The organism is Bradyrhizobium sp. JR3.5 (genome assembly GCF_054057015.1).
This window is the reverse complement of record NZ_JBSRYV010000002.1, coordinates 2,637,544-2,659,098: the sequence shown is the minus strand read 5'-3', so window position 1 is coordinate 2,659,098 and position 21,555 is coordinate 2,637,544. Positions and strand designations below refer to the sequence as shown.

At 64.9% G+C, this 21,555-nt stretch carries 19 protein-coding genes and 3 pseudogenes; 3 read left to right on the top strand and 19 right to left on the bottom strand.

Annotated elements, in window-relative coordinates; genetic code table 11:
- Positions 1 to 175: 175 nt before the first annotated feature.
- The 13 genes and pseudogenes from lnt to murJ all read right to left on the bottom strand — a co-directional run bounded on the left by lnt (position 176) and on the right by murJ (position 12,580).
- The gene (lnt, locus tag ACVWW1_RS29605) at positions 176 to 1,789 is read right to left on the bottom strand and encodes an apolipoprotein N-acyltransferase (RefSeq protein ID WP_456658337.1); all 1,614 of its coding nucleotides are present in this window, start codon (positions 1,787 to 1,789) and stop codon (positions 176 to 178) included.
- The gene (locus ACVWW1_RS29600) at positions 1,786 to 2,898 is read right to left on the bottom strand and encodes a hemolysin family protein (RefSeq protein ID WP_176534683.1); all 1,113 of its coding nucleotides are present in this window, start codon (positions 2,896 to 2,898) and stop codon (positions 1,786 to 1,788) included. Before ACVWW1_RS29600 ends, lnt begins: the two co-directional genes overlap by 4 nt.
- Position 2,899: 1 nt before the next feature.
- On the bottom strand, positions 2,900 to 3,397 hold the full coding sequence (gene ybeY / locus ACVWW1_RS29595) for an rRNA maturation RNase YbeY (RefSeq protein ID WP_456658336.1): 498 nt from the start codon (positions 3,395 to 3,397) through the stop codon (positions 2,900 to 2,902).
- Between the two features lie 68 nt (positions 3,398 to 3,465).
- Positions 3,466 to 4,461 carry a PhoH family protein gene (locus ACVWW1_RS29590; protein ID WP_176534685.1) on the bottom strand — a complete coding sequence of 332 codons (996 nt, stop codon included), beginning with the start codon at positions 4,459 to 4,461 and terminating at the stop codon, positions 3,466 to 3,468.
- A gap of 65 nt (positions 4,462 to 4,526) precedes the next feature.
- Positions 4,527 to 5,916 (bottom strand): annotated as a pseudogene (gene miaB, locus ACVWW1_RS29585) (tRNA (N6-isopentenyl adenosine(37)-C2)-methylthiotransferase MiaB).
- 82 nt (positions 5,917 to 5,998) lie between these two features.
- Entirely contained in the window at positions 5,999 to 6,778 is a 780-nt protein-coding gene (locus ACVWW1_RS29580; RefSeq protein WP_456658335.1) for an HAD family hydrolase, read from the bottom strand.
- A gap of 5 nt (positions 6,779 to 6,783) precedes the next feature.
- On the bottom strand, positions 6,784 to 7,236 hold the full coding sequence (locus ACVWW1_RS29575) for a Fur family transcriptional regulator (RefSeq protein WP_092120651.1): 453 nt from the start codon (positions 7,234 to 7,236) through the stop codon (positions 6,784 to 6,786).
- Between the two features lie 67 nt (positions 7,237 to 7,303).
- Positions 7,304 to 7,789, bottom strand: coding sequence for a ribosomal protein S18-alanine N-acetyltransferase (rimI, locus tag ACVWW1_RS29570; protein ID WP_456658334.1), 486 nt, complete (start codon positions 7,787 to 7,789; stop codon positions 7,304 to 7,306).
- Positions 7,786 to 8,481, bottom strand: a complete 696-nt coding sequence (tsaB, locus tag ACVWW1_RS29565) for a tRNA (adenosine(37)-N6)-threonylcarbamoyltransferase complex dimerization subunit type 1 TsaB (protein WP_176534689.1) — start codon at positions 8,479 to 8,481, stop codon at positions 7,786 to 7,788. Before tsaB ends, rimI begins: the two co-directional genes overlap by 4 nt.
- 88 nt (positions 8,482 to 8,569) lie before the next feature.
- Positions 8,570 to 9,139, bottom strand: a complete 570-nt coding sequence (locus ACVWW1_RS29560; protein WP_092120642.1) for a NifU family protein — start codon at positions 9,137 to 9,139, stop codon at positions 8,570 to 8,572.
- Between the two features lie 201 nt (positions 9,140 to 9,340).
- Positions 9,341 to 9,836: pseudogene (locus tag ACVWW1_RS29555) on the bottom strand (universal stress protein).
- Between the two features lie 87 nt (positions 9,837 to 9,923).
- Positions 9,924 to 10,976: a tryptophan--tRNA ligase gene (gene trpS, locus ACVWW1_RS29550; protein WP_456658333.1), complete on the bottom strand. Its 1,053-nt coding sequence runs from the start codon at positions 10,974 to 10,976 to the stop codon at positions 9,924 to 9,926.
- 65 nt (positions 10,977 to 11,041) lie between these two features.
- On the bottom strand, positions 11,042 to 12,580 hold the full coding sequence (murJ, locus tag ACVWW1_RS29545) for a murein biosynthesis integral membrane protein MurJ (RefSeq protein WP_456658332.1): 1,539 nt from the start codon (positions 12,578 to 12,580) through the stop codon (positions 11,042 to 11,044).
- Between the two features lie 268 nt (positions 12,581 to 12,848).
- Between murJ and ACVWW1_RS29540 the strand changes: the two genes are divergently transcribed.
- Positions 12,849 to 13,850, top strand: coding sequence for an adenosine kinase (locus tag ACVWW1_RS29540; RefSeq protein WP_456658331.1), 1,002 nt, complete (start codon positions 12,849 to 12,851; stop codon positions 13,848 to 13,850).
- 135 nt (positions 13,851 to 13,985) lie between these two features.
- Here the strand turns inward: ACVWW1_RS29540 and ACVWW1_RS29535 are convergent, their stop codons facing one another.
- Positions 13,986 to 15,686 (bottom strand): AMP-binding protein, encoded by a 1,701-nt coding sequence (locus tag ACVWW1_RS29535; protein ID WP_456658330.1) that lies wholly within the window; start codon positions 15,684 to 15,686, stop codon positions 13,986 to 13,988.
- 148 nt (positions 15,687 to 15,834) lie between these two features.
- The gene (locus ACVWW1_RS29530; protein WP_207834331.1) at positions 15,835 to 17,028 is read right to left on the bottom strand and encodes a serine hydrolase domain-containing protein; all 1,194 of its coding nucleotides are present in this window, start codon (positions 17,026 to 17,028) and stop codon (positions 15,835 to 15,837) included.
- Positions 17,029 to 17,375: 347 nt separating this feature from the next.
- Between ACVWW1_RS29530 and ACVWW1_RS29525 the strand changes: the two genes are divergently transcribed.
- Positions 17,376 to 17,699 carry a hypothetical protein gene (locus ACVWW1_RS29525; RefSeq protein ID WP_176534695.1) on the top strand — a complete coding sequence of 108 codons (324 nt, stop codon included), beginning with the start codon at positions 17,376 to 17,378 and terminating at the stop codon, positions 17,697 to 17,699.
- A gap of 137 nt (positions 17,700 to 17,836) precedes the next feature.
- A complete protein-coding gene (locus tag ACVWW1_RS29520; protein ID WP_456658329.1) occupies positions 17,837 to 19,333 on the top strand; it encodes an NAD-dependent succinate-semialdehyde dehydrogenase in 1,497 nt (498 codons plus the stop codon).
- 65 nt (positions 19,334 to 19,398) lie between these two features.
- Here the strand turns inward: ACVWW1_RS29520 and ACVWW1_RS29515 are convergent, their stop codons facing one another.
- The 4 genes and pseudogenes from ACVWW1_RS29515 to ACVWW1_RS29500 form a co-directional block, all read right to left on the bottom strand.
- Positions 19,399 to 19,815 carry a BON domain-containing protein gene (locus tag ACVWW1_RS29515; RefSeq protein ID WP_456658328.1) on the bottom strand — a complete coding sequence of 139 codons (417 nt, stop codon included), beginning with the start codon at positions 19,813 to 19,815 and terminating at the stop codon, positions 19,399 to 19,401.
- A 53-nt stretch (positions 19,816 to 19,868) separates the two neighbouring features.
- Positions 19,869 to 20,153 (bottom strand): hypothetical protein, encoded by a 285-nt coding sequence (locus ACVWW1_RS29510; RefSeq protein ID WP_456658327.1) that lies wholly within the window; start codon positions 20,151 to 20,153, stop codon positions 19,869 to 19,871.
- Positions 20,140 to 20,346: a hypothetical protein gene (locus ACVWW1_RS29505; protein ID WP_456658326.1), complete on the bottom strand. Its 207-nt coding sequence runs from the start codon at positions 20,344 to 20,346 to the stop codon at positions 20,140 to 20,142. Before ACVWW1_RS29505 ends, ACVWW1_RS29510 begins: the two co-directional genes overlap by 14 nt.
- 262 nt (positions 20,347 to 20,608) lie before the next feature.
- A pseudogene (locus ACVWW1_RS29500) lies at positions 20,609 to 21,509 on the bottom strand (amino acid ABC transporter substrate-binding protein).
- Positions 21,510 to 21,555 lie beyond the last annotated feature (46 nt).

The window sequence follows — 21,555 nt, the reverse complement described above, 5'->3', positions numbered from 1 at the left end:
CAAGGAGGATCGGGACGAAATGCGGACAATTTGCGCAAAGGGGCTGACTTGGCTTGTGATTTCGCGTGGACCCGTACAATGCGAAGTGCACGGTCGATCTGTCAACAGGTGGAATCACGCTGAGGTAAATTTCGACACTTTTTCGGGTTCGTGTGACAATCGGCGATAAGCGCCGTCAGGCCTTTCGCCTGACAAAACGCCTCCGCAATACGATTGCGAGGGCAACTAACACAATCACAGCGGCGGGGATGTTTCCGACACGCGCATAGATCGTCGGCGCGATGGCCGCCGGGAGGCCGGCATCGAGCACGCCTTCGATGCCGAGCCCGAGTCGGGCGACAATCCGCCCGAGCGGGTCGATGATGGCCGATATGCCCGTATTCGCGGCGCGCACCATCGGGAGGCCTTCCTCGATCGAGCGCAGCCGGGCCTGCTGCAGATGCTGATAGGGGCCGGTCGAGATTCCGAACCAGCCGTCATTGGTGACGTTGATGATCCAACCGGGACGGTCGTCGCGGTTCACGACATTGCCGGGGAAGATCGCCTCGTAGCAGATCAAGGGCAGCGCGCGCGGCGCGTTCGGAATATCGAGCGTCCGGCGGATCGTGCCGGGAATGAAGCCGCCCTGCACCTTGGTGAGCTGCACGAAGCCGAGCTTCTCCATCCAGTCCTGGAACGGCAGATACTCTCCGAATGGGACAAGGTGCAGCTTGTCGTAGACCGCAAGCACGCTGCCGTCATGGTCGATGACGTAGATCGAATTATACGCGCGCGTGACGCGGACGCCGGGCGGCAGATCGGGCGCTCGCACCGAACCGGTGATCAGCACGGTACCCTTCGGCAGCAAGTCGGCGATCTGCGCCATCGCGTCGGCTTCCTTGGTCAGGAAGAACGGAAACGCGGATTCCGGCCAGATCAAGATGGTGGAGTCGCTCACGCCGGTCGAGTGTGGCCCGGACGCACGATCCGACAGAGTGAGATATTTCTGCATCACCGCCGCCTTGGCGGAGTAGTTGAACTTGGCGTCCTGCTGCAGATCGGGCTGCATGATGCGCAGCTTGACGCCGCTGACCATGCTGGTCGGCTCTCGCGAGAGGCGTACCGCACCGAACGCCAGCATCGCGGCGAGAACCAGCACCGCGGCCACCGGCGCGCGCCACGGCTTGCGGCCGCGCGAGGCGCCGTCGATCAGCACGGCGGGACTTGCGAAGATCGCGACTGCCAGGAATGTCATGCCCCACAGCCCGATCAGCGATGCGGTCTGGGCCAGCGCCAGGGGTTCGGTCAGTGCGTAGCCGAACGCATTCCACGGAAAGCCGCTGAGGAGATGGCCGCGCAGCCATTCCGAAATCGTAAGCCCGACCGCTAGCGCCAGCACGCGCGAAGCGTCGCGCGGCCAGATCAGCCGTGCGAGCGCGAAGCCGAAGGCGGTGAACAGCGCGAGATAGGCGGGCAGGCCGAGCACCGCGAATGGCGTCAGCCAGGCGAAGGTGTCTGCATCGACGAAGAAGGCGTAGCCGATCCAGTACAGTCCCGGCACGAAATAGCCGAGGCCGAACCAGAAGCCGGACAGCGCTGCGGCGGGTACGCCGCGCCAGCGTCCCGCAGCGCTACCATCGATCAGCCAGACCGCGATCGAAAACGTCAGAAACAGCACCGGCCAGGCGTTGAACGGCGCCATCGCCAGCGAGGACAAGGCCCCGGCCGCGAGCGCGAGCACGACGCGCTTCCATCCCCATGTCAGGATGACGGCGAGACCGATCGATCGGAGCTTGTCGGAAAGCCTCACTGCGGACCGGCTCCCTCGCCGGGCGGCGGCATGTTGTCATTCGCCTGCGGGTTGCCGGAATCCGGTGCCTGCTCGCGGCGCCGCTCGCGCTCCTTGCGCGGCGCCGGCCGTTCCTTGCGCGTCGTGATTCGCACACGCTTGACCCGACGCGGATCGGCGTCGAGCACCTCGACCTCGTAATTGCCCGGACCGGAAATCACCTCGCCGCGCACCGGCAGGCGGCCGACGAACGACACGAGATAGCCGCCCAGCGTCTCGACCTCCTCGCCGGCCTCGCCGGTGACGAAGTCCTCGCCGATCACCGAACGGACATCGTCGAGGCTGGCGCGCGCGTCGGCGATAAAGGAGTTGTCCGGCTGGCGGACAATGGACGGCGGCTCGTCGGAATCATGCTCGTCGTCGATCTCGCCGACGATCTGCTCGACGATATCCTCGATCGACACCAGCCCGTCGGTGCCGCCATATTCGTCGACCACCAGCGCGAGATGGATGCGCGAGGCCTGCATCTGCGCCAACAGGTCGATCGCGCGCATCGACGGCGGGATGTAGAGCAGCTTGCGGATGATATGAGCGTCCGCCAGCGGCAGCGCGAGATCGACGCTGCGCAGATCGAGTCCGGCCGGGAACGGTTTCTTGCGCTTCGTCTTGGTCGCGTCGGTGACGCGTGCCTTCGCGGTCATGAAGGCGAGCAGGTCGCGGATGTGCACCATGCCCTCGGGGTCGTCGAGGGTTTCGTTGTAGACGACGAGCCGCGAATGCGCGGCGCTTTCGAACAGGCTCATCAATTCGCCGAGCGGGATGTCACGCTTGACCGCGACGATGTCGGCGCGATGGATCATGACGTCGGCGATCCGCCGCTCGTTCAGCGACAGGATGTTGCGCAGCATGGTGCGCTCGATCGCCGAGAAGCCGACATCGTCGGGCGTCGAGGCGTCGAGCACCACCTGCAAATCGTCGCGCACCGAGCCGGCCTTCCAGCCGAACAGCGTGCGGATCGCGCGCACCAGCCAGCCTTCGGCGGCCGGGCGCTGCACCTCGCCGTCGTGCACGACGGCAGGCAGGTTGCTCACGTTGCGCGGATTGTCATGGGTCGGGTCGGAATCCGGCATGTCAGGCGATCCGATCCGCATAGGGGTCGGGAATGCCGAGGGAGGAGAGGATCTCGCGCTCGAGCGCCTCCATGTCCTCGGCATCGTCGTCGTTCTCGTGGTCGTAACCGATCAGATGCAGGAAGCCATGCACCGCGAGATGGCTCAAATGATGGTCGAACGGTTTCTGTTCTTCATCGGCTTCCCGCCGCGTCGTCTGATAGGCGATCGCGATATCGCCGAGCATGCGCGGGGCATCGTCGGGGCCGCCGGCGCCTTCCGGCTGCAGCGCCGGAAACGACAGCACGTTGGTCGGCTTGTCGATGCTGCGCCAGTTGGCGTTCAGGGTGCGGATCCCGGCGTCGTCGGTCAGCATCACCGCAAGCTCGGCATCCGCGACATCGGCGTCGGCGATTGCGGCGGCGGCCTCGATGGCGCGGTGAATCACCGCGTCGGCATCGGGCTCGGCCTGCCAGCAGTCGGCGGTGACGAGAACCTCGGTTGCAGGAAAAGCGGACACGTTCGTTTCAAAATCTGCGTTAGGGCCGGAACCCGTATCGCGCGGGCTCGCGGCCGAAGCTATTGGTCTCAAGATCTGGCGTTTGCCGGCTTTTGCGGCAATCCCTCATAGGCGGCCACAATGCGCGCCACCAATTCATGGCGGATGACGTCCTCGGCCTTGAAATGCACCTGCGCGATGCCCTCGACGCCGCCGAGCAGCTTCACGGCTTCCGTGAGCCCTGAAGCCTGGCCGTTCGGCAGGTCGACCTGCGACGGATCGCCGGTGACGATCATCCGGCTGTTTTCGCCGAGACGCGTCAGGAACATCTTCATCTGCATCGTCGTGGTGTTCTGCGCCTCGTCGAGAATGATGGCGGCATTGGTCAGGGTGCGGCCGCGCATGAAGGCGAGCGGCGCGATCTCGATCTCGTTGCCCTGCAGCGCGCGCTCGACGACGCGGGCATCCATCAGATCGTACAGCGCATCGTAGATCGGGCGCAGATACGGATCGACCTTCTCCTTGAGGTCGCCGGGCAGGAAGCCGAGCCGCTCGCCGGCCTCGACCGCGGGCCGCGTCAGGATAATGCGATCGACTTCCTTGCGCTCGAACAGTTGCGCTGCGTGGGCGACCGCGAGCCAGGTCTTGCCGGTGCCGGCCGGGCCGATGCCGAACACCAGCTCATGCCGCTTCAGCGCGCGGATGTAGGAATCCTGCGCCGCGGTGCGGGCGCGCACCGGACGCTTGCGAAGATTGATCGTTTCAAACGTCGGCTTGGCGGTCTTGTTGTCGAACTCGAACAGCGAGCCCTGCGCGATCACGGCGCGGATCGCGCCTTCGACTTCGCCCTGATCGAGGTCGTGCCCCTCGACGGCCTGTGCATACAGGGTCTCAAGCACGCGCCGCGCCGCGTCGCAGCCGTCGCGGGAGCCCGCGATGGTGAGATGATTGCCGCGGGAATCGACCACGACGCCGAGCCGCCGCTCGATCAGCGCCAGATTCTGTCCGTAAGGGCCGACCAGCGCGGATGCGGCACGATTGTCGTCGAAATCGATGACGACCTGGGTCTCAGGTGGCACTTGCATGTCGCGGTCAGGTTTGCGGCTGGGAGCTAACGAAGATGAATCCGATGCGCTTTTGGGCAAGGATTTCAGGCTCCAATGGTCTGCGAAATGAGGTCGGGTGCGGATCGGGTCGCGAGCTCGCCGATCAGGCTGTAGCGCTCGAGGCTGTCGATCCTCACCGGGAGGATCTGGCCGATGATGTCAGGCGATGCCATCACATGGGCGGGCTGCAGATAGGCGGTCCGGCCAACGATCTGGCCCGGATTGCGCGCGGCGCGCTCGAACAGCACATCGACCGTTGTGCCAATCGCAGCCCGGTTGAAGGCCGATTGCTGGCTGTCGATCAATTCCTGAAGCCGCCCCAAGCGCTCGTCCATCTCGGCTGCTGACACCGTCTCCCGCATCTCCGCCGCCGGCGTGCCTGGCCGAGGCGAATACTTGAATGAATACGCCGCAGCGTACCCGATTTGCGTGACAAGCGCGAGAGTGGCGGAAAATTCTTCCGCGGTCTCGCCTGGGAAGCCCACGATAAAATCTGATGAAAAAGCAATGTCTTGCCGCGCGGCCCGGAACCGGTCGATGACGCGCCGGTAGTCATCGGCGGTATGCTTGCGGTTCATGGCGGCCAAGATCCGGTCCGCCCCCGATTGCACCGGCAGGTGCACGAACGGCATCAACTGGGGCAAATCGCGATGCGCCGCGAATCAGGTCGTCGTCGACGTCGCGCGGATGGCTGGTGGAATAGCGCAGCCGCGTGACGCCGGGCATTTCGGCGAGCCGCTGCAGCAATTTGCCGAGCGGCCAGGCGCGGCCATCGGGCCCTTCGCCGTGATAGGCGTTGACGTTCTGTCCGATCAGCGTGAATTCGCGCACGCCGTTGTCGGTGAGTTGCTTGACGTCGTCGATGATCTTCGCGACCGGCCGCGAGACTTCCGCGCCACGCGTATAGGGCACCACGCAGAAGGTGCAGAACTTGTCGCAACCTTCCTGCACCGTGACGAAGGCGGAGATGCCGCGGGCGCGGATCGCGTCCGGCTTCGGTTGCGGCAGGAAGCCGAACTTGTCCTCGACCGGAAATTCGGTCTCGAGCGCGCGGCCGTTTTCCTGGGCGCGCTTCAGCAGCGCAGGCAGATGATGATAGCTCTGCGGCCCGACCACGATGTCGACGGTCGGCGCGCGGTGGATGATCTCGGCGCCTTCCGCCTGCGCGACGCAGCCGGCGACTGCGATCTTCATCTCGCGGCCCTGGCGCGCGGCTTCGTCCTTGGCGACGCGGAGCCGCCCGAGTTCGGAGTAGACCTTTTCCGACGCCTTCTCGCGGATGTGGCAGGTGTTGAGGATCACGAGATCGGCGTCTTCGGCGCTCGCGGTCTCGACAAAGCCCTCGCCGGCCAGCGTGTCCACCATGCGTTGCGCATCGTAGACGTTCATCTGGCAGCCATAGGACTTGATGTGCAGCTTGCGCGGCGGCGTCATGGAACCCTGAATGCGAAAATGGAAACGGCGCCATCAGGCGCCGTTGCTCAAATAAGGCTTAAACCGGGGAAAATCCAGCGTCTCAACCGTCATTCCGGGATGGTCCGAAGACCAGACCCGGAATCTCGAGATTCCGGGTTCGCTCCCTTCGGTAGCGCCCCGGAATGACGGAGTGGCTCAGTCGGCGATCTGGAGGTCGGCGCCAGCTTGGGCGATCAAATCGGGCAATTTGGCGCATATCTGCGAAGGTTATGGCCGCGCCGGCCTGGCGCAGCATGTCCTCATGTTCCGCCGTGCAATGGCTGCCGCCGTAAAAGCCGAGCACGGTCATCCCGGCGGCGCGGGCGCCGGTGATGCCGGCCACGCTGTCCTCGATTACGATACAGCGCGCAGGGTTGGCGCCCATCTGGGTGGCCGCCAACAGGAACAGATCGGGCGCCGGCTTGCCGCGCTTGACCTGGGTGGCGGAGAAGATATGCGGCGCGAGCTGGTCGTAGAGCCCGGCGCAGGTCAGGCCGTGATGGATCTTCTCCGGCGTGCCGCTCGACGCCACGCATTTCGGCAGATCGAGCGCGGTGATCGCCTCACCGACATGCGCGATCGCGCTGAGATCGTCGGCATATAGACTAAGCGTCGCATGCTTGACCTCGGCCTCGAAGCTGTCGGGCAGCAGGCGGCCGATCTCGCTTTCGACGATCCGCCGCGCCTCGCGGTCGGATACGCCGAGGAAACGCTTCAGCACGCCGTCGGGCGTGATCGGAAAGCCGTGCCGCGTCAGCGTGTCGGCATGCGCGCGACAGGAGATCACCTCGCTGTCGACAAGCACGCCGTCGCAATCGAAGATGACGAGATCGAAGCTCACCCGGTTTACGACTTGCTGTCGTCATCGAGCGGGACGCAATAGAGCTCGAGACGGTGATCGACCAGCTTGTAGCCGAGCTTGCGCGCGATCTCGGCCTGCAGCTTCTCGATTTCCTCGGAGGTGAACTCGATCACCTTGCCGTCGCGCAGATTGATCAGATGGTCGTGATGGCTCTCGGGCATTTGCTCGTAGCGCGCGCGGCCCTCGCGGAAGTCATGACGCTCGATGATGCCGGCATCCTCGAACAGCTTGACGGTGCGATACACCGTCGAGATCGAGATCTTGTCGTCGACCGCCACGCAGCGGCGATAAAGCTCCTCGACATCGGGATGATCCATCGCCTCCGCCAGCACCCGCGCGATCACGCGGCGCTGTTCGGTCATGCGCATGCCTGTCGCGGCGCATCGCGCCTCGATGCCGGTATTTTTGTGCGCGGGCGGGATTTTCACCGTGGTCATGGGTTTCGGGCCGTATTCTTCAAACCTTGGGTGGCAGAGCGGAGGGTGTTCTGCCATCGCGCCGATGTTACGACAAGTCGCGGCGCATCAGAAGCGCGTTCAAATGTTCCCCGCCGGGCTGCTTGTAATAGCGTTCGCGGCGGCCGATTACGCCGAATCCGGCCCTTTCATAGAGCCGACGCGCCGGCTGATTGTTCTCTTCCACCTCGAGGAAGATGGTGCGGATGCCGCGGCCGGCAAGGTGGCCGAGATGGGTCAGCAGCAGCTCGCGCGACAGGCCGCGCCCGCGCTGATTGGAATCGATCGCGATCGACAGGATTTCCGCCTCATCCGCCGCCATCCGCGAGACGGCGAAGCCGATCACCCTGCGGCCCTGGCGCAGCCGGTGCACCAGCGTGTTGCGCTCGGTCAGCATCGCCTCGAATTCGCCTTCGCCCCAGCCGCGATGAAACGAGGCGCCGTGCAATTGGGCGAGCCGCGCCGCATCACGCAGCGATGCGGGCTCGACCGCGGGCGGACCGCCGCCCCACCATCGCGACAGCCAGCCGATCATGTCGATGGCGGCGCGCTGATGACCAGGCGATCCTTCGGCGGCTTCGCGTCGGGTGCGCGCAGATAGAACGGTCGCGGCGGCGCAGTGTCGGGATCCACGGCGGCGCCGACCCACGCGACCCAGGTAATGTCGGGTGCGGGCTGCCTGTCGACCTTGACCGGCGGAGCAGCGTCCGCAGGCCAGCGCTCGGCGAGGATATTGGCGGCGTTGCCGACCAGATGCAGCGGGCCGAACTGTGCGGCCTCGAGCGCTTCCGCGATCGGCGCAACCTTCGGCTTGAGCATCAAGCTGCCGTCGCCGCCCACGAGTTGGAAATAGACGTGATCGTGCCGCGCATCGATCGCCGACAGGATCGCGTGCGCGCCATTCTCGGCAACCACGGGCGCGGCGTAGGCGGCGAGCGTCGATAGCCCGACGACCGGCTTTTCCGCAGAGAGTGCGAGGCCGCGCGCTGCCGACAGGCCGACGCGGAGGCCGGTGAAACTGCCGGGGCCGGTGGTGACGGCGATGCGGTCAAGCCCGGCAAAGCCGATGCCGCTCTCCTTCATCACCCGCGCGATCAACGGCATCAGCGCCTCGGCATGGCCACGCTGCATCGCCTGTGACTCGATGGCGATGGTATTGCCGGAAGTGGTGTCGAGCACCGCCGCGGAGCAGGCGTCGAGCGCCGTATCGATCGCGAGAATCATCATGGGAGGGCGAATGGCGAATACGAAACGGCGAACAGGGAATTCGAGGAGAACGCTATTCGCGATCCGCCATGCGCCATTCGCCGCTCCATCACATCGGCCGGACTTCCTGCACGTCGGGCACGAAATGCCGCAGCAGGTTCTGGATGCCGTGTTGCAGGGTCGCGGTCGATGACGGGCAGCCGGCGCAGGAGCCCTTCATGTTGAGATAGACGATGCCGTCCTTGAAGCCGCGGAAGGTGATGTCGCCGCCGTCATTGGCAACCGCCGGACGCACGCGGGTCTCGATCAGGTCCTTGATCTGCTCGACCGTCTCGGCGTCGGCCTCGTCGAAGAACTCGTCTTCCTCGTCGCGAGCGTCGTCGCTGCCAGCGGTGCCGTCGGCGAGCAGCGGCGCGCCGGACATGTAATGCTCCATGATGGCGCCGAGGATCGCGGGCTTGAGGTGCTGCCAGTCGCCGTCCGCTTTGGTCACGGTGACGAAGTCGGCGCCGTAGAACACGCCGGTGACGCCGGACACCGCGAACAGCCGTTCGGCGAGCGGCGAGCGTGCGGCGGATTCGGGCGAGGAGAATTCCATGGTGCCGCTGTCGAGCACGGTACGGCCCGGGATGAATTTCAGGGTGGCGGGATTGGGCGTGGCTTCGGTCTGAATGAACATTTGCTGTCTCCGGCGTCGCCGGTTCAAGGCCGGCGCGTTGGGTTCCATTATAGCGTTTTCGAGCGAAACGACACCGGGTCGCGTGAAGAAAACGCGTCAAATCAAGGAGTCAGATGGCAATTAATAAGCCCGCGATCAAGCTGCAAAACCGCGGTTCCAGGCCCCAATCCATGCTCTGGAGCGGCTTCGAGGCCGATAACGCTAGGACAAGGCGTCGATCTCGGCGTCGGTCAGGCCGCCGGGCACAATGGTTACCGGGATCGGGAATGCCCCCATGGTCTTGGCCATGGTTGTGATGATCGGTCCGGGCCCCTCGGCGCCCGGGTTGGCGGCCAGCACCAGCATCGCGATATCGACGTCCTTGTCGATCACGTCGAGGATCTGCTCGGTCGGGTCACCCTCCCGAATCACCCGCTCCGGCGTAATCGCGGCGATGCCGTTGGCGCGGCCGGCGGCGCGATCGAGCGCCTCGTTGGCGGCTTCCTCGGCCTCCGCGCGCATGATGTTCGGCGACCCCCAGCCATTGCTGGTTCTGGTCCTCCGTCTCGATCACCCGCAGCATCAGAACGCCGCCGCCGACCCGGATGGCCCACCGGCTGGCGTAGTAGACCGCACGGTCCCATTCCGCGGTGTCGTCAACGATGACGAGGCATTTCGGCTTGTGACCTGTCTCGTAGCTTCGTCGCTGGGCGGTCATGCATGTCCCGGTGCTGAACCAAACCGACCCATGCTGCCACACTCCCTCCCTGTTGGGGAGAGGGCGCGCGCAGTTCTGCCGGCGATGTCAGCGCGGGCGGATGAAGCCGACGATGTCCTTGGTGAGGCGCATGGTCTCGTCGGCGATGCCGCGGGCGCGGTTGGCGCCGTCGACCAGGATCGAATCGACATGGCCGGGATCGGCGACCAGCTTCTTCATCTCGGAGGCGATCGGCGCCAGTTTTGCGACGCAAACCTCGACCAGTGCGTTCTTGAAGCTCGAGAACTGCCCGCCGCCGAACTGGGTCAGCACCTCCTGCTTGGAGACGCCGGCGAGCGCCGCGTAGATGCCGACCAGATTGTCGGCCTCGGGGCGGGTCTCGAGACCCTTTTCCTCCGACGGCAGCGGCTCCGGATCGGTCTTCGCCTTGCGGACCTTCTGCGCGATGGTGTCGGCGTCGTCGGTGAGGTTGATGCGCGAATTGTCCGATGCATCCGACTTCGACATCTTCTTGGTGCCGTCGCGCAGGCTCATCACCCGCGTCGCGGGTCCCGTGATCAGCGGCTCCGGCTGCGGGAAGAACAGGCCGTCGGCAAAGCCATGGCCACGGATTGAATCGCCGAAATCGTTGTTGAACTTCTGCGCGATGTCGCGGGACAGCTCCAGATGCTGCTTCTGGTCCTCGCCGACCGGCACATGGGTCGCGCGATACAGCAGGATGTCGGCAGCCATCAGCACCGGATAGTCATAGAGGCCGACGGAGGCGTTCTCGCGGTCCTTGCCGGCCTTCTCCTTGAACTGCGTCATGCGGTTCAGCCAGCCGATGCGCGCGACGCAGTTGAAGATCCAGGTCAGCTCGGCATGGCCGGCGATCTGGCTCTGGTTGAACACGATGTGCTTCTTGGCATCGATGCCGGAGGCGATGAAGGCCGCGGTCACCTCGCGGGTGTTGCGCGCGAGCTCGGCCGGGCCGCCCCAGACCTCGACACCTTGCGTGATCGCATGCATGTCGACGACGCAATAGATGCAGTTGTGGGTCTGCTGCATCTTCACGAAGTTGACGATGGCGCCGAGGTAGTTGCCGAGGTGCAGATTGCCCGTCGGCTGGACGCCTGAGAAAACCCGTTCAACGAACGCCATGGTCTAATTCCCGGAAATTGCGGCTTTGGCGGCGTCGTTTGCCACTTAAGCCCCGCGTGCGCAAGTCAGGCCGGGCGTCTTTGCCTGACGGCGTTAACCGCCTCACGCCAGCCTGTGACGCCGAAAAGCTGCAAGAGGAGCCCGTAACCGGCGATCCCGGCCGCGATTAGCACGAGAAGGGAAGCCGCCTGGACGAAACCTCGTGTGCCCGCCGCCGGCAGGGCGCCCTCCGCGAGCCACAGCGCTGCACCCATCGCGAGCGCCGCGGCCAGGATGCGCGGCAGCCGGCGGCGCGCCTCGGCATCGATCGAAAAGCCGAAGGTCGCGGCACCCCTGCGGATCAGCGCCAGCGCATTGCTCCAGGCGCCGAGTGCGATGCCCGCGGCGATTCCGCTCGCGCCGAACATATGGCCGAGCAGGAAGGCCGCCGCGATCCCGACCACAACGGCCTTCAGCATCGCAAATAGCGGCGTCAGCGTGTCCTCGCGCGCAAAGAACGCCGGCGACAGCGCCTTCACCAGCACATGCGCCGGCAAAGCGAGCGTCAGCCAGATCAGGGCCTGCGCGGTGGCCGCGGTATCTTGCCCGGTGAACGCGCCATGCTCGAACAGCATCCGCACGATCGGCTCGCTCAGCACCATCAGGCCAAGCGCTGCGGGCAAAGCGAGCCCGGCCGCGAGTTCGAGCCCGCGCGATTCCGCATGCGCGATCGCGGTGGGCTCGCCGCTGCCTACCGCGCGCGTCATCTCCGGGATCAGCACCGTGCCCATGGCGACGCCGACGATGCCGAGCGGCAGCTCGAGCAGGCGGTTGGCGAAATAGAGCCAGGACACCGCCGATGGCGAGGTCGATGCGATCACCGCGCCCGCCACCATGAGCAATTGCGGCGCGCTGCTCGCGATCATGCCCGGGACCGCACGGCCGAGAAAGACGCGCATCTCGGGATCGAAGGAGATCCGGAGCGGAGCGGCGAGCTTTGCGCCGCGCAGCGCCAGCATCGACAGTTGCAGGAAGCCGGCGACGCCGATAGTCGCGGCCATCACCAGCGCGGCCTGCACCGGCTCCTGCTGCCGCGCCAGTAGCGCAACCATCACTGATATCAGCGCGATGTTGAACAGCAACGGCGAGAACGCGGTCACCGCGAAGCGTCCCCGCGCGTTGAGCAGCGCCATCATCACGGTGACGGGGCCGGCGAAGGCGAGGTAAGGCAGCATCAGCCTTGCGTCGTCGACGGCGAATTGCAGCGTGTCGCGGCCGACAAACCCCGGCGCGATCGCCGCGATCACCAGCGGCATCAGCACGCCGATCACCAGCGCCGCCGCGATGACAGCGGCGCTGACGGTGCCGAGCACGCGGCCGGCAAACGCGGTCGCCGCGGCCGCGCCGTCGGCGTCGCGCGTCTTCAGCCATGCCGGCACCAGGGCGGCATTCAATCCACCCTCGGCCAGCAGCCGTCGCACCACATTCACAAGCTGGAATGCGGCCAGAAAGGCATCCGCCACCGGCCCCGCGCCGAGCAGCGCCGCGATCACGGAATCGCGCACGAAGCCGAGCAGTCGCGAAGCCAGCGTTCCCGAGGAGACCGTGAGGAAGGAGCGGAACATGGGGCCTGTATAGCAGCCGCGCGCTTTGCTGCCAGCGCCACTCTACCAGCCCCGTCATCCTGAGGCGCGAGCGGAGCGAGCCTCGAAGGATGAATCGGCCACAGTAGGGCCGTGCATCCTTCGAGACGCGGCTGACGCCGCTCCTCAGGATGACGGGTCAACAGGCGAGAGGATGACGGAACTATCAGCAGCCGCTTCCCTTGCTGCCCCGAGGCCTAACGTGATAGGTCGCGGCTCTTGTTGGGTGGCGTTAACACAGGGCAGGTCTATGGCTGACGCAAAATACGACGTTCTCGGGATCGGCAACGCGATCTTCGACGTGCTGGTGCAGACCGACGAGGCATTCCTTGCCCGTCACGGCATGACCAAGGGCTCGATGCAGCTGATCGACGAAGCGCGTGCCACCGCGATCTACAGCGACATGGGCGTGGCGACCGAGATGTCGGGCGGCTCGGCTGCCAACACCATCGTCGGCGTCGGCAATCTCGGCGCCCGCGCCGCCTATGTCGGCAAGGTCAAGGACGACCAGATCGGCAAGCTTTACGTTCACGACATCCGCGCCGCCGGCGTCACCTTCGACACCGCGCCGGCCAAGACCGGCCCGGCCACCGGCTGCTCCTACATCCTGGTGACGCCGGATGGCGAGCGCACCATGAACACCTATCTCGGCGCCGCGCAGGACCTGACGCCCGACGACATCGATCCGGCCCAGATCGCAGCCGCCGGCATCATCTATCTCGAGGGCTATCTCTGGGATCCGAAGAACGCCAAGGACGCCTTCGTGAAGGCGGCCGATATCGCGCATGGCGCGGGCCGCCAGGTCGCGCTGACGCTGTCGGATTCGTTCTGCGTCGATCGCTACCGCGACGAATTCCTCGGTCTGATGCGCAAGGGCACGGTGGATCTGGTGTTCGCCAACGAGTCCGAGCTGCATTCGCTGTATCAGACCTCGGATTTCGACACCGCGCTGAAGCAGTTCGGCAAGGATACAAAACTCGGCGTCGTCACCCGCAGCGAGAAGGGCTGCGTCGTGATCTCAGGTGATGGCGTCGTATCGGCGCCCGCCTCCCCGATCGACAAGCTCGTCGACACCACCGGTGCCGGCGATCTGTTCGCCGCAGGCTTCCTGGTTGGTCTCGTGCGCAATGTCGGCCATGAGAACGCCGGCCGCCTCGGCGCGCTCGCCGCCGCCGAAGTGATCCAGCACATCGGCGCCCGGCCGCTGGTCTCGCTGAAGGATCTGGCGAAGCAGAAGGGGTTGCTGGTGTAAGGGCGGCGGGTTCTTCGCCTCTCCCGCTTGCGGGGGAGGTCGGCGCGTAGCGCCGGGTGGGGGCTCTCTCCACGATGTGACTCGCTGAGAGAGCCCCCACCCCGACCCTCCCCGCAAGCGGGAGCGGGAGAAGAGTCACGCCGTCTTCGCCGCCTTCAATCCCAGCCGCTGCTCGACCGCGTCGCGCATCACGAATTTCTGGATCTTGCCGGTCACCGTCATCGGGAATTCCTCGACGAACTCGACATAGCGCGGGATCTTGTTGTGGGCGATCTGGCCCTGGCAGAAGGCGCGGACTTCGTCTGCGGTCAGCGTCTCGCCGGCCCTGACCCTGACCCAGGCGCAGAGCTCCTCGCCGTAGCGCGCATCGGCGACGCCGAAGATCTGCACGTCCTGGATCTTGGGATGGCGGTAGAGGAATTCCTCGATCTCCCTTGGATAGAGGTTCTCGCCGCCGCGGATCACCAGGTCCTTGATGCGGCCGACGATGTTGCAATAGCCTTCGTCGTCGATCACGGCGAGATCGCCGGTGTGCATCCAGCCATTGGCGTCGAGCACCTCGCCCGTCTTTTCCTTCTCGTCCCAAAAGCCGAGCATCACGCTGTAGCCGCGGGTGCAGAGCTCGCCGCGTTCGCCGCGCGGCACCACCTTGCCGTCGAGATCGACGACCTTGACCTCGACATGCGGATGGATGCGGCCGACGGTCGAGACGCGGCGCTCCAGGGGATCGTCAGTCGCGCTCTGGAAGCTCACCGGGCTGGTCTCGGTCATGCCGTAGGCGATCGTCACCTCGCGCATGTTCATCTCGGTGTTGACGCGCTTCATCACCTCTATCGGGCAGGGCGCGCCGGCCATGATGCCGGTGCGCAGCGACGACAGATCGAAGCGCTTGAACTCGGGATGGTCGAGCTCGGCGATGAACATGGTCGGCACGCCGTACAGCGTTGTGCATTTCTCCTGCGCGACCGTCGCAAGCGTTGCCAGCGGGTCGAAGCCTTCGCCGGGATAGACCATGGTGGTGCCGAGCGTGACCGATGCGAGGTTGCCCATCACCATGCCGAAGCAGTGATAGAGCGGCACCGGAATGCAGATGCGGTCCTGTTCGGTCAAGCGCATGGCGCGGCCGGTGAAGTAGCCGTTGTTGAGGATGTTGTGATGGGTCAGCGTCACGCCCTTCGGCGAGCCGGTGGTGCCGCTGGTGAACTGGATATTGACCGGATCGTCGAATTGCAGGCTGTCGCCGAGCGCCGCGAGCTGCTCGCGATGACGCTCCCCGCCCATCTGCGACACCTGCTCGAATGGAATCGTGCCTGGTGCTGCCGGTCCGCCGATCTGGATTACGGCGCGCAGTTGCGGCAGCCGCGCTGAGCGCAGATGGCCGGGCTCGGAGCTTGCAAGCTCGGGCAGTAGCGTGTTCAGCATCTCCATATAGGCCGAGGTCTTGAACGCGGTCGCGGTCACGATCGCGGCGCAGCCGACCTTGCCGAGTGCGAATTCGAGCTCGCTCAGCCGGTAGGCCGGATTGATGGTGACGAGGATCAGGCCGGCCTTCGCGGCGGCGAATTGCGTCAGCGTCCATTCCGGCCGGTTCAGCGACCAGATGCCGATCCGCTCGCCGCGTTGCAGCCCGAGCGCGAGGAAGCCCGCCGCCAGCGCTTCGACGCGCTCGGCGAATTCGTTCCAGGTCCAGCGCACATTGTGGCTGGGCGAGACCAGTGCCTCGCGATCGCCCCAGCGCGCGCGTGCGCGGTCGAGGCTGCGGCCGATGGTTTCACCGAGCAGCGGCGTATCGGAAATGCCGCAGACATAGCTGTCTGCCTTGGGTGTGGGTGCCAAGCTGGTCCTCCTCCTGGTTGTATTTGTGTCGTCACGCTTTTTTGCGCGATCTTAGTCGTTTGGCGCCGACAGGACAGGCCCGACCTATGGCGGGTATGAAAAATCCCTCCCTGTGAGGGGAGGGATTTCTTGTTGCTAGACCGGAACTTCAGGCCGCCCGCTGCCCGCTGCCGGCGTCGAGGCCGGCATAGATGCCCTTCTCGAAGCCTGCGAAGGCCTCCAGGCTGTGCTTGTCCGCGAACGGCAACAGCTGGGTCAGGATCACGCCGCAGACGTCGCGCGACGGATCGATCCAGTAATAGGTATTGGCGAGGCCCGCCCAGGCGAGGCTGCCAGGGCTGCGGCCTTCCGGCGTCTTGGCGGTGTTGATCAGGAAGCTCAGCCCCCACTTTTTCACCTGGTCCGGATAGAGATCGACGTCGTTGGTGTACATCGGCGCCGCCGTCGTCATCTTGTCGACGGTGAGCTCGCCGATGTGGTTCTGTCCCATCAAAGCTACGGTCTCGGCCTTCAGCACCTGGTTGCCGTTGCCTTTGCCCTTGTTGAGGATCATCTGGCAGAACTTGATGTAGTCGGCCGCGGTCGAATAAAGGCCGCCGCCACCCATGTGGAATTCGGGGTTCTGCTCGAGCTCGAACGGGATCGCGGCCAGCGTGCCGTCCTCGCCGCGGGCATGCATGCCGACCAGCCGCTTGCGCATGTTGTCGGTGATCTTGAAGGCGGTGTCGCTCATGCCGAGCGGCCCGAACATGTGCTCGCGCAGATAGGCATCGAGCTTCTTGCCGGATGCGGCTTCCACCGCCTTGCCGACGAAATCGATATTGGTGCCGTATTCCCAGCGTGTGCCGGGGTCGGTCATGATCGGCGTCTTCAGCGCGGCATTCAGGCAGGTGATGATGCCGGGCGTGCCGGTCTTCTCCAGATATTTCCCGAGATTGGCGTCCCACATGTCGTAGGCGAAGCCGGCGGTGTGGGTCATCAGCTGACGCAGCGTGATCGGCTTTTTCGCCGGCCGCAGCTTCGGCTCGCCCTTGGCATCGAAGCCGTCGAGCACCTGTACGGCGGCGAGATCGGGCAGCAACTTGCCGATCGGCTCATCGAGCGAGAGCTTGCCCTGCTCGACGAGCTGCATCGCGCCCGCGGAGGTCACCGCCTTGGTCATCGAGGCGATCCAGAACACGCTGTCCGCCGTCATGGGATCGCTCTTGGAAAGGTCGCGCTTGCCGAACGCGCCCTCGTAGATCACGTCCTTGCCGGTGGCCGCGATGGCGACCACGCCGGGAATCTCCTTTGCCTCGCTCTTCTGCCGCAATACCTGATCGATCTGAGCCTTGCTTTGCATTGGGGGCTTCCTCCGGTGGGGTTTATTGTTTTGAAGTGGGCGGATCATCCTCCCGCTTTCCCGCTCCCGCAAGGCAGGCGCGATGCGATGATGTCGCGATGTCGTGAAAGCCGGGGTAGCAGGAACGGTCTCGCTTAGCGGGCGTTCACCACGCGCCCAGATTTTGCGTTGGACTTTGGGCAAGTCCGGGTGACCGGCAGGGAGGGCCACGGTAACGTGATCGACAGATTGATTTTCGTACCTGTTTATTTGCAATAACGCATTCAGATCGCTGCACAATCGGTGCGGCACAAACGGATGATTTGACGAAAACCATCGTCATATTTGGGGTTGCGGGGGACGCAGCAATGATTTCGACATGGAGTGAATGGAAGCGCTATCCGCGGCCGGGCCGCGGCGAGAATATCGAAGCGCCGATCAGCCCGGGTCTCTACGAAGTTCGTTACACGGGTACCGGTGCCCTGCACTCGTTCGAGGCGGTCGACAATGTCGCGCAGGCGCTGGCGCTGCTGCAGACGGGCACAAAATCCTGGTTCGGCCGCCGCGATGCGCGGGCGCAAGCCGACCTCGAATACCGGACCTGCGCGACCTCGACCAAGGCGGATGCCAAGGCCGCGGCCGAGCGCATGATCGGCCGCCGCGAAACCTATATGTCGGGCGGCGCGCTCTAAGCGCCGGCGTATGTAGGAACTGCGCGCCAGCCCTCAATATTGCTTGAAGCAGGGTCGCGCCCAGCGCCGGTGCATCGCCGCGGCTTTCCGCTTATATAGGCCGCGAATACCCCCAAAGAAATTCCAGGAGTAACGCCATGACCCCGCCCGTTGCCGCACGCGCTACGCAATCCGCAGCATCCTCCCTGCAAAGCCGCCTGAAGGACCCGTCGCTGCTGCGCGACCGCTGCTACATCGACGGCGCCTGGGTCGGCACGCCAGAGTTCGCGGTCAACAATCCCGCAACCGGCATCGAGCTGATCAGGATTCCGCAGCTCGGCGCCGACGATGCGACCAGGGCCGTCGAAGCCGCCCAGCGCGCGTTCCCGTCCTGGGCCAAGCTGACCGCCAAGCAGCGCTCCAACACCTTACGCAAATGGTTCGACCTGATCATCGCCAACCGCGAGGATCTCGCGCTGATCCTGACCTCCGAGCAGGGCAAGCCGCTGGCGGAGGCGCTCGGCGAAGTCGATATCGGCGCGGCCTATGTCGAGTTCTTCGCGGAGGAAGCGCGCCGCGTCTACGGCGAGACGATCCCGACCCAGCGTCCGGATGCCCGCCTGCTCGCGATCCGGCAGCCTATCGGCGTCTGCGGCGCCATCACGCCGTGGAATTTCCCGAACTCGATGATCACGCGAAAAGTGTCGCCGGCGCTGGCCGCCGGCTGTACCGTCGTGCTGAAGCCCGCCAACGAGACGCCGCTGTCCGCGCTCGCGCTGGCTGTGCTGGCCGAAAAGGCTGGCGTGCCGAAGGGCGTGCTCAACATCGTCACCGGTGATGCGCCGCCGATCGGCAAGGTGCTGTGCGAGCATCCGGCGGTGCGCTTCGTCGGCTTCACGGGTTCGACCAATGTCGGCAAGATCCTGTACCGGCAAGCATCGGTCGGCGTGAAGAAGCTCGGCCTCGAGCTCGGCGGCAATGCGCCGTTCGTGGTGTTCGACGATGCCGACATCGACGCCGCGGTCGAAGGCGCTATCGTCTCCAAGTATCGCAACATGGGCCAGACCTGCGTCTGCGCCAACCGTCTCTACGCGCAGGACAAGATCTACGACCAGTTCGTCGAGAAGTTGTCGAAGAAGGTCGCCGAGATGAAGATCGGCGACGGCACGGAGGCCGGCGTGACCCAGGGACCGCTGATCAACATGAAGGCGATCGAAAAGGTCGAGCGGCACATCGCCGACGCGGTGAAGGGCGGCGCCAAGGTCGTGACCGGCGGCAAGCGCTCGGCGCTGGGCCGCAGCTTCTTCGAGCCGACCGTGCTGTCGGACGTGAGACCCGACGCGCTCGTCGCGCAGGAGGAAACCTTCGGCCCGCTCGCGCCGGTGATCCGCTTCAAGGACGAGGCCGATGTGATCGCGATGTGCAACGCCTCGCCGTTCGGTCTCGCCTCCTACTTCTATTCGCGTGACATCGGCCGCGTCTGGCGTGTCGCCGAAGCGCTGGAGTCGGGCATGGTCGGCGTCAACTCCGGCCTGATCACGACCGAGGTCGCACCGTTCGGCGGCGTCAAGGAAAGCGGCCTCGGCCGCGAAGGTTCGCGCCACGGCATGGATGAATATGTCGAGATCAAATACGTGATGATGGCCGGCGTCTAGCGGGCCCGCCCCGCCATCCGGCGGTTGCCGGATGGCGGGTGCTCACCTCACAGCCGAACTCGCCATCAGTAAACGGTGAGCTCCACCATCATGTGATCATTGACGGTGGTCACGCCGGCCATGCTTTCGGCTGCGACCCTGATGGCTCGCCGGGCGGTATCGGATTCGGCAAAGCCCCAGAGATCGACGACGCCGTGACTTACGGTCACGTTCAGCCTGTGAGCGTGCGCCCACGGCTGTTTCTTCAGCTCGTCGAGCAGCCGGGTGCGGATCGTGGCATCCGGGACGCTGACCTCGAGTCTTGGCCGCGCGCCTGCGATTGCCTGGATGATGTTGGCGCGGGTAACGATGCCGACCAGATCGCCGCCCTCGCTGACGATCGGAACGCGGTTGATGTGGCTCTCTTCGAACATTCCCGCGATATCATGCAAGGGCGTGTCCGGAAACGTCGTCACCACGTCGCGCGTCATGATGTCTTTCACGCTGGTCGCGTGAGATTTGATGTAGTTCTCCGCAATCACGCGTTGGCCGATGGCTAAGGCTTGCCCTTCGGCTGGAACGCCTGGTTCGAAAACGGCTGCTCGGCAGGTGTGCGCAGCACGATGAAGGCGCGGTCCATCGATTGGTGACAGCTGTTGCAGCCCTTGGTCAGCTCGCCGAACTCCTTCACGAACCTGTCCGGGTCCTTGCGGTCGATGGCCTCCGAGATAACGGAGATGGTCGAGGCGAGCGTTGTGATGTTGGAGACTGGAATCCCCCTGTAAAGCAGCGCTGCCTCGACGAGGCTTTCCTTGATTTGTTGCAGCTCATAAGGCCGCAAGCGGCCAGTTTCGGGCCGTTCCGGCGGACCACAGCTTGAGATGCTGAAGTTGCGCGGCGGTCATGATGTTGGCGAGCTGCGGGACATATCGCTCGGAGTTGCTCGCAGCGGGGAGCGACTCGGCCCAACTGGTCGGGATCGTCGCCGCGACCGACATGGCGACCAGCAGGGCCGCAAATGGCATTGCTTTCATGCGCGTTCCAGACTTCGAAGGGCGGGGCGATCACGACGCCCACGAACACCTCATGTTTCTCAAACAAGCATGCGTCAGCCGAGGTGGCCTCGCGTTGATCCAGCGCAAGGGAATCGACTTCGGAACGTTTCGAAATTATCATAATGGGCTCCGGCCGAGGCTGGCCCCATGAAAGCCGCCAAGACTGCGGCTACCATGTCCGCGTCGGGCCGGATGCCGAGTGGCCGTCGTCGCTGCGGGCCGACCCGAACCGCCGCGCCTGTCAGACGCCCTTGTCGTTCGGATTGGCGACCGCGTCCCTTCAGCGGTGCCGTCATCGGGAAATTCAGGTTCACATTCTTCGGCGGAATCGGCCGCGTGAACCATTTCGCGTAGAGCTCCTGGAATTCGTTGCTCTTCATCATGGCAGCCAGCGTCCGGTCGACCAGCGCCTTGAATTCCGGATCGCCCTTGCGGATGATCAGCCCGTAGGGCTCGGTGCGCAGGCTGTCGTCGATGATGCGCCAATCGGACGGATTGGGGCTGCCCGCGATCAGGCTCGCGAGCAGGATGTCGTCCATCACGAAGGCGTCGCTGCGCCCGGTGGTCAGCGCGAGGAACGACGCGGCATGATCCGGGGTCAGGATGTTCTTGGTCTGAAAGTTCTTCGCCTGGGCGCGCGCGCTCAACAGGCCGATCGAAGTTGATCCCGAAGTCAGCGAGACCGGCCTGCCGCCGAGGTCCTCGAAGGTCTTGATCGGGGCGTCCTTCTGCACCACCGCGCGGATGCTCGACACGAAGATCGTGGTGCTGAAGGCGACGACTTTCTGCCGCTCCAGCGTGTTGGTTGCGGGACCACAGACAATGTCGATGGTGCCGTTCTCGATCAGCGGTATCTGGGTGGAGAGCTGGATCGGCTGCAGCCTGGTCTGCAGCGCCGGCAGCTTGAGCTCGCTCTTCACCGCCTCGACGATCCGCGCGCAGAGGTCCATCGCGAAGCCGACCGGCTTCTGGTTGTCGTCGAGATAGGAGAACGGGACCGAGACGTCGCGGTGCCCGAGCCGGATTTCGCCGGTATCGCGGATCTTGGCCAGTGTCCCGCCGGGCGATTGGGCCTGCGCCGGGACGGGTGCCATCGTCGCAAGAAAGGCTAGGTAGATCAATCGCTTGAATGCTTTGTTCATGAGGGTTCTCGCGGACGCCGGCAGAATTGGATACGATAGCTCAAGA

What these genes read in the sequence shown, in the direction of transcription:
- ACVWW1_RS29600 (WP_176534683.1), bottom strand. Translation starts at nt 2,898, where the DNA reads ATGCCGGATTCCGACCCGACCCATGACAATCCGCGCAACGTGAGCAAC.
- ACVWW1_RS29590 (WP_176534685.1), bottom strand. Translation starts at nt 4,461, where the DNA reads ATGCAAGTGCCACCTGAGACCCAGGTCGTCATCGATTTCGACGACAAT.
- ACVWW1_RS29575 (WP_092120651.1), bottom strand. Translation starts at nt 7,236, where the DNA reads ATGACCACGGTGAAAATCCCGCCCGCGCACAAAAATACCGGCATCGAG.
- rimI (WP_456658334.1), bottom strand. Translation starts at nt 7,789, where the DNA reads ATGATCGGCTGGCTGTCGCGATGGTGGGGCGGCGGTCCGCCCGCGGTC.
- tsaB (WP_176534689.1), bottom strand. Translation starts at nt 8,481, where the DNA reads ATGATGATTCTCGCGATCGATACGGCGCTCGACGCCTGCTCCGCGGCG.
- ACVWW1_RS29560 (WP_092120642.1), bottom strand. Translation starts at nt 9,139, where the DNA reads ATGTTCATTCAGACCGAAGCCACGCCCAATCCCGCCACCCTGAAATTC.
- trpS (WP_456658333.1), bottom strand. Translation starts at nt 10,976, where the DNA reads ATGGCGTTCGTTGAACGGGTTTTCTCAGGCGTCCAGCCGACGGGCAAT.
- murJ (WP_456658332.1), bottom strand. Translation starts at nt 12,580, where the DNA reads ATGTTCCGCTCCTTCCTCACGGTCTCCTCGGGAACGCTGGCTTCGCGA.
- ACVWW1_RS29540 (WP_456658331.1), top strand. Translation starts at nt 12,849, where the DNA reads ATGGCTGACGCAAAATACGACGTTCTCGGGATCGGCAACGCGATCTTC.
- ACVWW1_RS29530 (WP_207834331.1), bottom strand. Translation starts at nt 17,028, where the DNA reads ATGCAAAGCAAGGCTCAGATCGATCAGGTATTGCGGCAGAAGAGCGAG.
- ACVWW1_RS29525 (WP_176534695.1), top strand. Translation starts at nt 17,376, where the DNA reads ATGATTTCGACATGGAGTGAATGGAAGCGCTATCCGCGGCCGGGCCGC.
- ACVWW1_RS29520 (WP_456658329.1), top strand. Translation starts at nt 17,837, where the DNA reads ATGACCCCGCCCGTTGCCGCACGCGCTACGCAATCCGCAGCATCCTCC.
- ACVWW1_RS29505 (WP_456658326.1), bottom strand. Translation starts at nt 20,346, where the DNA reads ATGAAAGCAATGCCATTTGCGGCCCTGCTGGTCGCCATGTCGGTCGCG.